The organism is Fuscovulum sp. (assembly GCA_035192965.1).
In the GTDB taxonomy this organism is placed as follows: Bacteria; Pseudomonadota; Alphaproteobacteria; order Rhodobacterales; family Rhodobacteraceae; genus Paragemmobacter.
Map to the genome: position 1 here is coordinate 1,592,572 of CP136571.1, position 14,701 is coordinate 1,607,272.

At 64.2% G+C, this 14,701-nt stretch carries 10 protein-coding genes; 7 read left to right on the forward strand and 3 right to left on the reverse strand.

The window, feature by feature from the left end; genetic code table 11:
• Positions 1-35: 35 nt before the first annotated feature.
• Positions 36-3,479 carry a pyruvate carboxylase gene (locus tag RSE12_07870; GenBank protein ID WRH64238.1) on the reverse strand — a complete coding sequence of 1,148 codons (3,444 nt, stop codon included), beginning with the start codon at positions 3,477-3,479 and terminating at the stop codon, positions 36-38.
• A gap of 281 nt (positions 3,480-3,760) precedes the next feature.
• On the opposite strand from RSE12_07870, the gene RSE12_07875 reads away from it, so the two are divergent.
• Positions 3,761-6,127 (forward strand): UvrD-helicase domain-containing protein, encoded by a 2,367-nt coding sequence (locus tag RSE12_07875; GenBank protein WRH64239.1) that lies wholly within the window; start codon positions 3,761-3,763, stop codon positions 6,125-6,127.
• A gap of 121 nt (positions 6,128-6,248) precedes the next feature.
• On the opposite strand, the gene RSE12_07880 is transcribed toward RSE12_07875, so the two are convergent.
• Positions 6,249-7,391 (reverse strand): benzoate/H(+) symporter BenE family transporter, encoded by a 1,143-nt coding sequence (locus RSE12_07880; GenBank protein ID WRH64240.1) that lies wholly within the window; start codon positions 7,389-7,391, stop codon positions 6,249-6,251.
• Positions 7,392-8,222: 831 nt separating this feature from the next.
• Entirely contained in the window at positions 8,223-8,438 is a 216-nt protein-coding gene (locus tag RSE12_07885; GenBank protein WRH64241.1) for a DUF1127 domain-containing protein, read from the reverse strand.
• A 261-nt stretch (positions 8,439-8,699) separates the two neighbouring features.
• Here RSE12_07885 and RSE12_07890 point away from each other — a divergent pair, with 261 nt between their 5' ends.
• The 6 genes from RSE12_07890 to RSE12_07915 all read left to right on the forward strand — a co-directional run bounded on the left by RSE12_07890 (position 8,700) and on the right by RSE12_07915 (position 14,690).
• Entirely contained in the window at positions 8,700-9,776 is a 1,077-nt protein-coding gene (locus RSE12_07890; GenBank protein ID WRH64242.1) for an Mrp/NBP35 family ATP-binding protein, read from the forward strand.
• A gap of 219 nt (positions 9,777-9,995) precedes the next feature.
• A complete protein-coding gene (locus RSE12_07895) occupies positions 9,996-10,193 on the forward strand; it encodes a hypothetical protein (protein ID WRH64243.1) in 198 nt (65 codons plus the stop codon).
• Between the two features lie 797 nt (positions 10,194-10,990).
• Positions 10,991-11,500, forward strand: coding sequence for a division/cell wall cluster transcriptional repressor MraZ (gene mraZ / locus RSE12_07900; GenBank protein WRH64244.1), 510 nt, complete (start codon positions 10,991-10,993; stop codon positions 11,498-11,500).
• A 3-nt stretch (positions 11,501-11,503) separates the two neighbouring features.
• Complete coding sequence (rsmH, locus tag RSE12_07905) at positions 11,504-12,508, forward strand: 16S rRNA (cytosine(1402)-N(4))-methyltransferase RsmH (protein ID WRH64245.1); 1,005 nt, start codon at positions 11,504-11,506, stop codon at positions 12,506-12,508.
• On the forward strand, positions 12,508-12,906 hold the full coding sequence (locus RSE12_07910; protein WRH64246.1) for a cell division protein FtsL: 399 nt from the start codon (positions 12,508-12,510) through the stop codon (positions 12,904-12,906). The genes rsmH and RSE12_07910 overlap by 1 nt, the downstream gene beginning before the upstream one ends.
• The gene (locus RSE12_07915) at positions 12,903-14,690 is read left to right on the forward strand and encodes a penicillin-binding protein 2 (protein WRH64247.1); all 1,788 of its coding nucleotides are present in this window, start codon (positions 12,903-12,905) and stop codon (positions 14,688-14,690) included. Before RSE12_07910 ends, RSE12_07915 begins: the two co-directional genes overlap by 4 nt.
• Positions 14,691-14,701 lie beyond the last annotated feature (11 nt).

Consider the following 14,701-nt stretch of genomic DNA (forward strand, 5'->3'; position numbering starts at 1 on the left):
CCCCCCGATCGGACCTAGGCCGGGGGGCGCGCTGTTCATTCGAATTCGATCAGCAGATCCTTCGCCTCGATCTGGCTGCCTGCGTGCACATGCAGCGCCTTGACCGTGGCTTCGCGGTCGGCGTGCAAACCGGTTTCCATCTTCATCGCTTCGATCGTGAGCAGCTGGTCACCTGCGCGGACCTTTTGGCCGACGGTCACCGCGACAGAGGCGATGGAGCCGGGCATGGGTGCGCCGACATGGGCAGGGTTGCCGTCCTGTGCTTTTGGCCGCGCGGCGGTTTTCGCCTTGATGGCCCGGTTAGCGATACGCACGACGCGGGGCTGGCCGTTGAGTTCAAAGAACACGCGAACTTCGCCATCCTCGGTCGTTTCGCCCACGGCTTGCAGACGGATTTCGAGGTTCTTGCCGGGGTCGATTTCGGCTGTGATCTCTTCGCCCGGCTGCATGCCGTAGAAGAAGGTTTTCGTGGGCAGCGCGCGGACCGGGCCGTAGAGGCGATGGCGGCCCATGTAATCAAGGAAGACCTTGGGATACATGAGGTAGCCGTTGATATCCTCATTATCCACCTTGTAGCCCGTCAGTTCCTTTTCGAGATAGGCGCGGGTGGCGGCGAAATCGACGGGAGGCAGGGTCTTGCCGGGGCGGTCGGTCAGAGGCGCATCGCCCTTGAGCACCTTTTTCAGGATGCCGTCGGGCCAGCCGCCATGGGGTTGGCCGAGATTGCCCTTGAGCATGTCGATGACCGATTCCGGGAAGGCCACGTCAACGGCGGGGTCTTCGACCTGCGCGCGGGTCAGGCCCTGGGCCACCATCATCAGCGCCATGTCACCCACCACCTTGGAGGACGGCGTCACCTTGACGATGTCGCCGAACATCTGGTTGGCATCGGCATAGGCCTGGGCGATTTCGGGCCAACGCTCCTCAAGCCCCAGGGAACGGGCCTGACCTTTGAGGTTGGTGAACTGGCCCCCCGGCATTTCGTGGAGATAGACCTCGGACGCGGGGGCGGGGATGCCGGATTCAAAGGCGGCATACTGGGTGCGGACATGTTCCCAATAGTTGGAGATGTCGCGGATCGCGGCGATATCCAGCCCGGTGTCGCGTTCGGTATGGCGCAGCGCTTCGACGATAGAGCCGAGGCAGGGCTGCGAGGTGCCGCCCGAGAAGGCATCCATCGCGGCATCCACCGCATCGACGCCTGCGTCACAGGCGGCAAGGATCGTCGCCGCGGCGGCACCCGAGGTATCATGCGTGTGGAAATGGACGGGCAGGCCCACTTCCTGTTTCAGGGCCTTCACGAGGATGCGGGCGGAGGCGGGTTTCAGAAGCCCCGCCATATCCTTGAGCCCCAGGACATGCGCGCCTGCGGATTTCAGTTCCTTGGCGCGGTCGACATAGTATTTCAGGTCATACTTGCTGCGCGCCGGATCGAGCATGTCGCCGGTATAGCAGATGGTGCCTTCGCAGATCTTGTTCGCCTCGATCACCGCGTCCATGGCGACGCGCATGTTTTCCACCCAGTTGAGGCTGTCGAACACGCGGAACACATCGACGCCCGTCTCGGCAGCCTGCAACACGAAGGACCGGACAACGTTGTCGGGGTAGTTGGTATAGCCCACGCCGTTGGAGGCGCGCAAAAGCATCTGGGTCATTAGGTTGGGCATGGCCGCGCGCAGGTCGCGCAGACGCTGCCAAGGGCATTCCTGAAGGAAGCGGTAGGCCACGTCGAAGGTGGCGCCGCCCCAGCATTCGACGCTGAACAGCTGCGGCAGGTTGGCGGCATAGGCGGGCGCGACGCGGACCATGTCGATTGACCGCATCCGCGTGGCCAGCAGCGACTGATGCCCGTCACGCATGGTGGTGTCGGTGATCAGCACCTTTTTCTGGGCCTTCATCCAATCGGCCACGGCCTGCGGGCCTTTTTGTTCCAGCAGGTTGCGGGTGCCGGTGGCGGGCGTTTCGGTGTGCAGTTTCGGCGGCTTGGGCATCTTTGCCTCGGCCGGGGGTTTGGGGCGGCCGACGGTTTCGGGATGCCCGTTCACCGTGATGTCGGCGATATAGGTGAGGATCTTGGTCGCCCGGTCGCGGCGTTTCTTGAAGGCGAACAGCTCGGGCGTCGTGTCGATGAATTTGGTGGTGTAGGTATCGTTCAGGAAGGTGGGGTGTTTAAGCAGGTTGATGACGAATTCGATATTCGTCGCCACACCCCGGATGCGGAACTCGCGCAGGGCGCGGTCCATCCGTGCGATGGCCTTTTCCGGGGTCTGGGCGTGCGCCGTGACCTTGACCAGAAGCGAATCGTAATAGCGGGTGATGACGCCCCCCGCATAGGCCGTGCCGCCATCCAGCCGGATGCCGTTGCCGGTGGCGGAACGATAGGCGGTCAGGCGGCCGTAATCGGGGATGAAATTGTTCAGCGGGTCTTCGGTGGTGACCCGGCATTGCAGGGCGTGGCCGTTGAGTTTGACATCCGCCTGTGAGGGAAGACCTGTCGCCTCGGCCAGCGATTTGCCTTCTTCGATCAGGATCTGGGCCTGCACGATGTCAATGCCCGTCACCTCTTCGGTCACGGTGTGTTCGACCTGCACGCGAGGGTTCACTTCGATGAAGTAGAACTTGCCGTCATCCATATCCATCAGGAATTCGACGGTGCCTGCACATTCGTATTCGACATGGGCGCAGATCCTGCGCGCCATCTCGCAAACCTCTTCGCGCTGGGCCTGCGTGAGGTAAGGGGCGGGGGCGCGTTCAACCACCTTTTGGTTTCGGCGCTGCACGGTGCAGTCACGTTCCCACAGGTGCCAGCAGTTGCCCTGCTTGTCGCCAAGGATCTGCACCTCGACATGGCGGGCGCGCTGGATCATCTTTTCCAGATAACCTTCGCCATTGCCAAAGGCGGCCTCGGCCTCGCGCCGGCCTTCGCGGACCTTGGTTTCAAGCTCGTCTTCCGACAGGATCGGCCGCATCCCGCGCCCGCCGCCGCCCCATGAGGCCTTGAGCATCAGGGGATAGCCCACCTCGGCCGCCTGTTTCTTGATCAGCGCCATGTCATCGGCCAGCACTTCGGTGGCGGGGATGACGGGGACGCCCGCCTCGATCGCCACACGGCGGGCAGAGGCCTTGTCGCCAAGCGCGCGCATGGTTTCGGCGCGCGGGCCGATGAAGGTGATGCCAGCCTGATCGCAGGCCTCGACGAAATCGGGGTTTTCCGACAGCAGGCCATAGCCGGGATGGATGGCATCGGCCCCGGCCATCTTGGCCACGCGGATGATTTCCTGAATCGACAGATAGGCGCCGACCGGGGAGAGGCCTTCGCCGATGCGATAGGCTTCATCCGCCTTGAAGCGGTGCAGCGACAGTTTGTCTTCCTCGGCAAAGACGGCGACGGTCTTCTTGCCCATCTCATTGGCGGCGCGCATGACGCGGATGGCGATCTCGCCCCGGTTTGCAACGAGGATCTTGCGGAATTCGGGCATCGGTCTCTCCGGATGGCGGCAGGTCAGGCTTGGGTCAGACGGGCGGTCAGACGGGCGGTCAGGCGGGCTACTCACGGTTTCGCGATTGTGCGATCAGCGCGTCACTCTAGGGGCGCTGCGATGCAGCGCAAGTGCGGGAACCGGCGTGGGATGCAAATTTTGCGAAATATGCAGGCGTGGATTTGCAGTTGCGAAGTCGGTTTGGGGCGTTGGGCGGAAAATGCGGGTGGAACATTTGAAGAACCTTTTCCTTTGCCGCCGATCGCGCTAGGGTCGCCCGCATGAATGGCTGGGATGAGAATGAAGCCTTTGAGGCGGCGGCGGTGCCGCTGTCGCAGCGCGCCTTGCAGGCAGCGCGGCCTGCGGCCTATCTGGATGATCTGAACCCCGCGCAGCGTGCTGCGGTTGAGGCGTTGGATGGCCCGGTGCTGATGCTGGCCGGGGCCGGAACGGGCAAGACCAAGGCGCTGACGGCGCGGATCGTGCATCTGCTGCGCATGGGCAAGGCGCGCCCGAACGAGATTCTGGCGGTGACCTTTACCAACAAGGCCGCGCGCGAGATGAAATTGCGCGTGGGTCGGTTGCTGGGCGAGGTGGCCGAGGGGATGCCCTGGATGGGCACGTTCCATTCGCTTTCGGTCAAGATCCTGCGGCGGCATGCGGAACTGGTGGAGTTGAAGTCGAACTTCACCATTCTGGACACGGATGATCAGGTGCGGCTGCTGAAGCAGTTGATCCTCGCCGCCAATATCGACGAAAAGCGCTGGCCTGCGCGGATGCTGGCAGGGATGATCGACGGCTGGAAGAACCGCGCGCTGACGCCGGAGCGCGTGCCGTCAAGCGAGGCGAGCGGATACAACAACCGCGGGACAGAGTTGTACGCCCAGTATCAGGAACGTCTGCGCACGCTGAACGCCTGCGATTTCGGCGATCTGCTGCTGCATTGCGTGGCGATCTTTCAGGCCAATCCCGATGTTCTGGCGCAGTACCAGCGGTGGTTCCGTTACATTCTGGTGGACGAGTATCAGGATACCAACGTCTGCCAATATCTGTGGCTGCGGCTGCTTGCGCAGGCGCATCGGAACATCTGCTGCGTGGGGGATGACGACCAGTCGATCTATGGCTGGCGCGGGGCCGAGGTGGGCAACATCCTGCGGTTTGAAAAGGATTTCCCCGGCGCGCATGTGGTGCGGCTGGAGCAGAATTACCGATCGACGCCGCATATCCTTGCTGCGGCGTCAGGGGTGATCGCGGGCAATGCCGGGCGTCTGGGCAAGACGCTGTGGACCGAGGCGCAGGACGGCGAGAAGGTGCGTCTGATCGGCCATTGGGATGGCGAGGAAGAGGCGCGTTGGATCGGTGAAGAGGTCGAGGCTTTGCAGCAAGGCCGCCGTGGGTTGCACCCTGTGGGGCTGGACGGGCAGGCGATCCTTGTGCGCGCCAGCCATCAGATGCGGGCGTTCGAGGACCGGTTTCTGACCATCGGGCTGCCATACCGCGTGATCGGGGGGCCAAGGTTCTATGAGCGGCAGGAGATCCGGGACGCGATGGCCTATTTCCGGCTGTCGGTTTCGCCTGAGGATGATCTGGCGTTCGAGCGGGTGGTGAACCTGCCCAAGCGGGGGCTGGGTGACAAGGCGCAGGCCGACATCCAGCGCACGGCGCGGGGGGCGGGTGTTTCGCTGCACGAGGGCGCGCGGGAGTTGGTGGCGCATGGCGGCATCGGCGGCAAGGGCGCGGGGCAGTTGCGGGCTTTTGTCGAGGGGATTGATCGCTGGCACCGCGCCACGCGGGTGGTGGATTACGACCATGTGCGGCTGGCCGAGACCATCCTTGAAGAATCCGGCTATACCGAGATGTGGCAGAACGACAAGACGCCCGAGGCGCCGGGGCGGCTGGAGAACCTGAAGGAACTGGTCAAGGCGCTGGAACAGTTCGACAATCTGCAAGGCTTCCTCGAACACGTCTCGCTTATCATGGACAATGAGACGGAGGAGGGCGGCGAGAAGGTTTCCATCATGACCCTGCACGCGGCGAAGGGTTTGGAGTTTCCGGTCGTCTTTCTGCCGGGCTGGGAGGATGGATTGTTCCCCAGCCAGCGCAGCATGGATGAGAGCGGGTTGAAGGGATTGGAGGAAGAGCGGCGGCTGGCCTATGTGGGGATCACACGGGCCGAGGAGCTGTGCACCATTTCCTTCGCGTCGAACCGTCGGGTTTATGGGCAATGGCAAAGCCAGTTGCCCAGCCGGTTCATCGATGAATTGCCGTCCGACCATGTGGAGGTGCAGACGCCGCCGGGATTGTATGGCGGGGGCTTTGGCGCGGCGGCGCCTTATGCGGTGTCGGCGATGGAAGACCGGGTGTCAAAGGCGGATGTCTATGCCTCACCCGGCTGGAAGCGGATGCAGGACCGCGTGCAGTCGCGGGGCGTGTCGCAACCGCGCGAGGCGCGGGGGATGGTGATTGATGCGACCGTGGTATCGGCGCATAGCGAAGGGGACCGGGTGTTCCACCGCAAGTTCGGCTATGGGATCGTGATCGGGATCGAGGGCGATAAGCTGGAGATCGATTTTTCCAAGGCCGGGATCAAGAAGGTGGTGGCGGGGTTCATCGTCGATGCGGATGATGCCGATGAGGTACCGTTCTAAGGAAAGCGTTTCCTGACGCAGGAAACGCGACGATTTCTGCACGCAGAAATCGGATGGGGCGATGCCGGTGGTTGGCGTTTTCTGCGTGCAGAAAACGGCGCGATTTCTGCGTTAGAAATCGCTACCTCGCGGCACGGTCCAGCCCCCAGATCGCAAGCCCCGCCAAGAGCCCCCAGAAGGCCGCGCCGATGCCTGCGAAGGCTACACCCGCGCCAGTGACGGCCAGCGTGATCGTGGCGGCGAAGCGCTGGTCTGGTGTGGCGAAGGCCCCGGTCAGCGCGCCCATGAGCGGGCCGAGCAAGGCCAGCGCCACAAGGGCGGTCATCAGGGCGGGGGGCAAGGCGTTCAGAATGGCAATGACGACCGGGCCGGTCAGGCCCAGCATCACCCAAACCCCCGCATAGGCAAGCCCCACCTTCCAGCGCTGGCTGCGGTCGGGGTGGACATCGTCACCCATGCAGATGGCAGCAGTGATGGCGGCCATGTTCACCGTATGCGCGCCAAACAATGCGGCGATGGCCGAGATGCCGCCTGTCACCGTAAGGGCCGAGGCGACGGGCGGCTCATACCCCGCCGCGCGCATGGTGGCAAAGCCCGGCAGGTTCTGCGAGGCCATGGTCACCAGGTAAAGCGGCAGGCCAAGGCCGATCAGGGCGGACCAGTGCCATTCGGGCCAGATCAGCACGGGTGTCGGCGGCAGGGGTGGCAGGGGCGGCAGGGTGGTGGTTCCACTCAGGAAGGCTGTGGCGAGGCCTGCGGCAAGGGCGGCAAGCACGGCGACGGCGGGATTCTTGAGGCGGACGAGGGCGAATAGGCCGACCATCGGGGCGACGAGCAGGGGCGCGGCTTCCAGCGCGCTGGCGCCTTTCAGGACGAATGGGAGCAAGACACCCGCCAGCATCGCGGCGGCGATGGCATCGGGGATGCGGGCCACGAGTGCGCCCAGCGGCTTGATCAGGCCGGTCGCTGCGATCAACAGGCCCGCGAGCAGGAAGGCGGCCACGCCTTCGGCCATGGTGTAGCCCGCTGATGCGGCAATGAGCGCCGCGCCCGGGGTGGACCAGGCCAGCACGACCGGAACCCGGTGCCAGGTGGAGAGAAGGGCGCTGCCTGCGGCTTTGGCGAAGCAGATCGCCATGACCCAGCTTGCGGTCTCAGGCGGGCTTGCCCCGAGCGCCTGAGCGGCGGCGAGGACCAGCGCAATGGTGGAGCCATAGCCCACAAGGGCGGCGACGAAGGCGGCGGAAAGAAGGGAAGGGCGCATCGGGCCTGCCGTTGGGTCGGGTCGGGCGCGACTATCGGCGGGGCGGTGGCGGGATGCAAGGCGGGTGGGGGGAGAAATGAAAACGGCGGCACCCGAGGGAGGAGGGCGCCGCCGCTGTCGGACGGTCCGGCCAGGGAGGAGGAGAGGCCGACCGCAGGTTCGACCCGGCCAGGGAGGAGGAGAGGCCAGGCGCGAATGGGATGCGGCGACCCCGGGAGGAGGTGAGGTCGCCGCTGGTGCGTCGGGCCCTGGGAGGAGGAGCGGGCCCTTCGTACGCCGTTAAGGGTTTCTTAACCCCTGAATTTTGCGCGGCGACCTCTGGGAGGAGGTAGAGGTCGCCGCTGGTCCGATGGGCCCTAGGGAGGAGGAGCGGGCCCTTCGTACATCGGTGGGGCAGGTGTGCCCCTGAATTTTGCGCGGCGACCTCTGGGAGGAGGTAGAGGCCGCCGCTGGTCCGATGGGCCCTAGGGAGGAGGAGCGGGCCCTTCGTACTTCGGTGGGGCAGCTGTGCCCCTGAATTTTGCGCGGCGACCTCTGGGAGGAGGTAGAGGCCGCCGCTGGTCCGTCGGGCCCTAGGGAGGAGGAGCGGGCCCTTCGTACATCGGTGGGGCAGGTGTGCCCCGGAATTCGGATGCGGCGGTTCCTGGGAGGAGGAGCGGAACCGCCGCTTTTCCGTATGTCCCCAGGGAGGAGGAGGGGGACGTCGGATCAATTATGGAAGTCTACGCACGAGCGCGGCTTCCGGATCAAAGTGCGGCGACGCCAGGGAGGAGGAGAAGCGCCGCCGCTTTTGCCAAGAACCCCGGGAGGAGGTGGGGTTCAGCAAGAAACTTATTTGCCGTAGGCCGCTTCGCGGGCCACGGAAAGAATGTCGACGCGGGCGATGCCGAGATCGGCCAGCTCCCGATCCGTCAGCGTGTTGAGTTCGCGGACAGTTTGATTAAACACGGCGCGGCGGGCCAGGTTCGCTTTCGTCAGGGCCACAAAGCCCGAGATGCGATCAGCCAGCGAGAAGGACGCAGCGCGGGAGGAATTGATATAAGCCATTTCGATCAGCCTCAGTTTGTTACACCATCGTATCTGAACAACGTTCTGTCGCGCTGTTACCGGAAACATGGGGCATATGCTGCAGTTGCACAATAGCGCGGGTCTGCAATGCTGCCATGCAGCAATCGCATGGCTAACCGTCACGAAAACGTCATTAATTTCATGGGTTTCGCTGAAAACCTGAGCAAATGGTCAACTCGGACTTGCCGAGTGCCGCAAAGATAACGAGGTTTGCCGAAACCTTGAGCAGGAGAAGAACAGATGGCGGTTTCGCGAGAGTTAATCATGCGGGCTTTGGCCGGTGTCGGATTGCCGGGCGGGGGGGATCTGGTGTCGCGCGACCTGATTCGTGCGGTCACGGTTGACGGCGGAACGGTGCGCTTTGTCATCGAGGCAGAAAGCCCCGAGGCGGCGCGGGCGCTGGGGCCGGTGCAGGCCGCGGCCGAGGCAGCGGTGCGGCAGTTGGACGGGGTGGACAGCGTTCAGGTGGTGATGACGGCGCATGGACCGGCGGCCAAGCCTGCCGCGCCGCCCACGTTGAAGATCGGCCAGCACCCGACACCGCAGCAGGGCGGGCCGCAGAAGGTTTCTGGTGTGGACCGGATCATCGCGGTGGGCAGCGGCAAGGGGGGCGTGGGGAAATCAACGGTTTCGTCGAACCTTGCGGTCGCGCTGGCGCGTCAGGGACGGCGGGTAGGGCTGCTGGATGCCGATATTTATGGCCCAAGCCAGCCCCGGATGATGGGCGTGAACAAGCGCCCGGCCAGCCCGGATGGCAAGATTATCGAGCCGTTGCATGCACATGGCGTGACCATGATGTCCATCGGCTTGATGCTGAAGGAAGATGAGGCGGTGATCTGGCGCGGGCCGATGATTATGGGGGCGTTGCAGCAATTGCTGGGTCAGGTGGCCTGGGGCAAGCTGGATGTGCTGATCATCGACCTGCCGCCGGGGACGGGGGATATTCAGTTGTCGCTGGCGCAGCGGACGCAATTGACGGGGGCGCTGGTGGTATCGACGCCGCAGGATGTGGCGCTGCTGGATGCGCGCAAGGCGCTGGACATGTTCGTGAAGCTGAAGGTGCCGGTGCTGGGGCTGATCGAGAACATGTCTACTTATATCTGCCCCAACTGCGGACATGAGGCGCATATCTTTGGCCATGGCGGGGTGGCCGCGGAGGCGGCCAAGCTGGATTTGCCGTTTCTGGGCGAAATCCCGTTGAGCCTGGATGTGCGGGTTGCGGGGGACAGCGGCACGCCGATCGCGGCGGGCGAAGGGCCGATTTCAGAGGCTTATGCGCGGTTGGCGCATCGGTTGATTGCGGGGGGGATGGCGTAAATTCTGGCTTTGCCGCAAGGGGTTGGCTGATTTTGGCTGTGCAGCGCCCGGTGCAGATGCCGGTGCAGACGGCTGTGCATACAAATTCCGGCAGGGTGGGCGCGGGATTAGTGGTTAATGGTGCGCGGATGCAGGGGCCGGAGGGGGCTGGGCGCGGGCGCTTTGCGTGACCATATAGAGGTGACAGTTTCTGATCCCGATTTTGTAAGAGGTAAGACCATGAGCATCGACCTGCCGCCGATCCCCGATCTTGCGCCTTTCCTTGCGCCGCAGGAGACCGAGAAGAAGAAAAGTCGCGGTGGGCGCAACACGGCGATTGCGATCGGTACGGTGCTGATCTTGTCGGATGGATCGGAATGCGTGGTCGCGGCCTTTGATGCGCAGGGAAATCCGCTTTGCCATCCGGTTCAGAACTGACCTTCCTTTAGATTTTGCACTGTCCCGTGTTTGGGGATGCCCCGGGTCCGGCCCGGGCGGGGTTGGCCTTTGGCTGCTTAGGCGTTGCAACTGTGCGGCGGGCAGGGGCCGCGATTGCGGGCCTTTGCCGGGGCGGATTGGGCCGGTTCGGCGCGAATCACTTTGCCGGGAAATCATGGGTAAGGCGGAGAAAATGGGCCTGATGGGGCCTGTTTCGGGCTGTCTGCGGGGGCTTTCGCGGCCCCAGGCAGTGGCCATGCCGGAGTGTGCGAAAAAAGTTGGGAAATTGTGGGAAAAGCCCCCGCTCACTTTCGATCACTACATATTGTGATTGAGTGAGGCTATTCTGCGTATTTGTGGGATTTAGGCTGTGGATAACCCCACAAAATGCTGTGTCGGGCGGGTTGCCTGAACAAGATATGCCCGCTTTATCCCAAAAATTTCCGTTGCATGGGGCAAATTCCCAGAGCATACATGTCTCACGAAGATGAGGACGGGCAACGAGAAAGCAGGGGCGGCTCAAGACCCCGAACAGGCGATAGCAGGCTTCATACAGGCACCCGCCTTCATCGAAACCAGAGATCCGGCGCGCGAGCGAGCAGACATCTCCCCCAGGTGGCGCGCGTAGCTGGACGCCCAGCGATGGGACAGGCGGCGGATCGAGCAGTGGCAGCAGCTCGATCCGCCGTTTCCGTTTTCAGGGCCCGGATATCCGGGTCTTGGTTTCAGGGCCCGATACTCGGGCAGGGGCCTGACGGAGCAGGGCAATAGCTGCGTTAAAGGAGGCCGGAAGGCCCATGTCGGAGGCGTTCAGAGGCGAGTTCACCCAGAAGGTGGACGGTAAGGCGCGGGTGTCTATCCCGGCGCACTTTCGCCGTGTTCTGGAGGCCGGAGACCCTGACAGCACCCGCAAGCGTATCGTGATCGTCTATGGCGATGAGCGGCGCAAGTTTGCCGAATGCTACACCATTGCAGGCGCACAGCGGCTTGAGGCTATGATCCGGCGGTTGCCGCTGGGATCGATGCAGCGCCGTTTGCTGGAGCGCAACATGATCACCCTGTCGGTGACGCTGGACATTGATGACGATGGCCGGATCGTGCTGCCGCAGAAGGTGCGCGAAAAGGCCGGTCTGTCCAGCTCGGACGCGGGCGAGGCGGTCTTTGCCGGTGCGCTGGACACGTTCCAGATCTGGAACCCCGAGACCTATCAGGCCGAGATCCTGCGCGCGGCGAGCGATGAACTGGCGGCTTTGCCCGCCGATATGGACATCCTGTCGCTGCTGGGCGGCGAACTTCAGGAGACCTGAGCCTTGGCCCCCGGCGATCAGGAGATCGGTCGCAAACCCCATATCCCGGTGCTGCTGCGCCCGTTGCTGGCGGCGGTGGCCCCGGTCGAGGGGGATTGGCTGGACGGCACCTTTGGTGCGGGCGGCTATGCGCGCGGGTTGCTGGAGGCCGGTGCGGCGCGGGTGACGGGTGTGGACCGCGATCCGCTGGCGCTGGAGATGGCTGCAGGGTGGGCGGGGGACTATGGCGACCGGCTGCGGCTGGTGGCGGGGACGTTTTCCGAGTTGGATAACCATGCGGGCGGCTTGCTGGACGGGGTCGTGCTGGATCTGGGCGTGTCGTCGATGCAGTTGGACCGGGCCGAGCGCGGGTTTTCGTTCCAGAAGGACGGGCCTTTGGACATGCGGATGAGCCAGGACGGTGAGAGCGCCGCCGATCTGGTGAATGGCGCAGATGAGGGCGTGCTGGCCGATATCCTGTATCATTACGGTGAAGAGCGCGCCTCGCGCCGGATTGCCAAGGCGATTGTCGAGGCGCGGGCGGTGGAGCCGATCACGCGGACGCTGCGGCTGGCCGAGATCGTGGCCAAATGCCTGCCGCGCCCCAAGCCCGGCCAGAGCCATCCGGCGACGCGCAGCTTTCAGGCCATCCGGATTGCGGTGAACACCGAATTTCAGGAACTGGCCGACGGGCTGCAGGCCGCCGAACGGGCCTTGAAGCCCGGCGGGCGGCTGGCGGTGGTGACGTTCCACAGCCTTGAGGACCGGATCGTGAAGCGGTTCTTCCAGATTGCCAGCGGGACGGAATCCAATGCCAACCGCTATGCCCCGGCCAAGGCCGACACCACGGCGCGGTTCGAGATGATTACCCGCAAGGCCGTTGCCCCGGATGATGACGAATTGGCTGAGAACCCGCGTGCGCGCAGTGCCAAGCTGCGCGTAGCGCGGCGCACCCATGCGCCCTCGGCCCCGATTGCGCCCGATCTGCTGGGCCTGCCTGTGATACAACCGAAGAAAGGACGCCGCTGATGCGCCCGGTGTTTTTCGTTCTGTCCTTCATCGCCGTGATGGGATTGGCCTTTTGGGCCTATCGCGAGAATTACGCGACGCAGAGCGCGCTGCGCGAGATGGGGCGGTTGCAGGATGAGATTGCAAGTTTGCGCGAGGCGCTGGCGTTGCAGCGGGCGGAATGGGCCTATTTGAACCGGCCCGAGCGGCTGCGGGAACTGGCGACGCTGAACTTTGACCGGCTGGGGCTGTTGCCGCTGGAGCCGACGCAATTCGGGGCGGCGGCGCAAGTGTCCTATCCTGCGCCGATGATCCTGCCGGGGGATGACATGTTCCCCGACATCTCGAACCCGGTGGATGTGACCGGGCAGATTTCCAATGAAATGGCTCCGCCTCCTGCTGACGGACAATTCCCATGATCCGCACTCCCCTGCGCCCGCTTGCCCGTATTCTGCTTGCCCGTCAGAAGGGCGAGAACCCCGACACGATCGAGCGCGAAAACCTGCGCCTGCGGCATGAGGAAATTCGCGACCGCACGCGGGCGCGGGCCGAGGTGCGGCTGTTGTTCCTGAGCCTGGGGTTTCTGGCGGCGTTTTCCACCATCGGGGCGCGGATGGGCCTGTTGGCGGCGACCGAGCCGGTCGAGCCGCGTTCAGCCGCGGCGGGGGCGCAAATACTTGCGACGCGGGCGGATATCACCGACCGCAACGGGCGCATTCTGGCGACGAATATGCAGACCTATGCGCTTTATGCGCAGCCCAAGGATATGGTCGATCCGGGCCGGGTGTCGCGGGAACTGGCGAAGATTTTCCCCGAGATTGACCCGGTGGCGATGGAGCGGCGGCTGACGGACGGGCGGTCTTTCCTGTGGATCCGGCGGGTGATGAGCCCGGAACAGATGCAGCGCGTGCATGAGATTGGTGATCCGGGCCTGCTGTTCGGGCCGCGCGAGATGCGGTTGTATCCGAACGGAACCTTGGCCGCGCATGTGCTGGGCGGGGCATCGTTCGGGGCCGAGGGCGTGTCGTCGGCCGAGGTGATCGGGACGGCGGGGATCGAGAAGGCGCTGGATGCGCGGCTGCGCGATCCGGCGCAGGCGGGGGCACCGCTGGAACTGTCGATCGACCTGACATTGCAGGCGGCGGTGGAAGAAATTCTGGGCACCGGCATGACCATGCTGAATGCCAAGGGTGCGGCGGCGATCCTGATGGATGTGCGGACCGGGGAGATCCTGTCGCTGGCGTCGCTGCCGGCATTTGATCCGAATGACCGGCCCAACCCTTTGGTGAAGGGCGATCCGGGCGACAGCCCGCTGTTCAACCGTGCGGTGCAGGGGGTGTATGAACTGGGGTCGACCTTCAAGATATTCACCGTGGCCAATGCGTTGAACCTTGGGCTGGTGGCGCCGGATACGATGGTCGATGCCAATGCGCCGCGCCGCTGGGGCCGGTTCACGATCAAGGAATTTCAGGGCAAGAACTATGGGCCGCTGCTTTCGGTTGAGAATGTGATCGTGAAATCGTCGAACGTCGGCACGGCCAATCTGGCGCTGATGATCGGGGCAGAGCGGCAGGCGGCGTTCTTCCAGTCGCTCGGGTTCTTTGATCCGACGGTGGTGGAACTGGTCGAGGCACCGGGAGCGAAGCCCATCGTGCCGAAGCGGTGGCCGGATATCACGACGATTACAACGTCTTATGGGCATGGCATTTCCGCAAGCCCGATGCATCTGGCGGTGGCCTATGCGGCGATTGCCAATGGCGGGGTGCGGGTGACGCCCACGCTGTTGCGCGGGGGCGTGCCGCAGAACGGGCCGCGCGTGATGACGCAGGAAACGGCGCGGGCGTCGGTGCATATGCTGCGCGGTGTGGTGGAGCATGGGACGGCGACGCTGGGTGATGTGCCGGGCTATCAGGTGGCCGGCAAGACCGGGACCGCGGAAAAGCCCAATGCGCAAGGCGGCTATGACGAGGACAAGGTGGTGAACACCTTTGCCAGCATGTTCCCCGCAGATGACCCGAAATATGTGCTGGTGGTGACGTTGGATGAGCCGGTGGAGACATCGGGCAGCGAGCCGCGCCGCACGGCGGGCTGGACCGCGGTGCCGGTGGCGGGCGAGATCATCCGCCGGGCGGCGCCGCTTCTGGGACTGCGGCCGGTGGTTGAACCCCCGCCGGTGGATGAGCTAACAGCCGTCGCGAACTGAAGCAGGCAGGA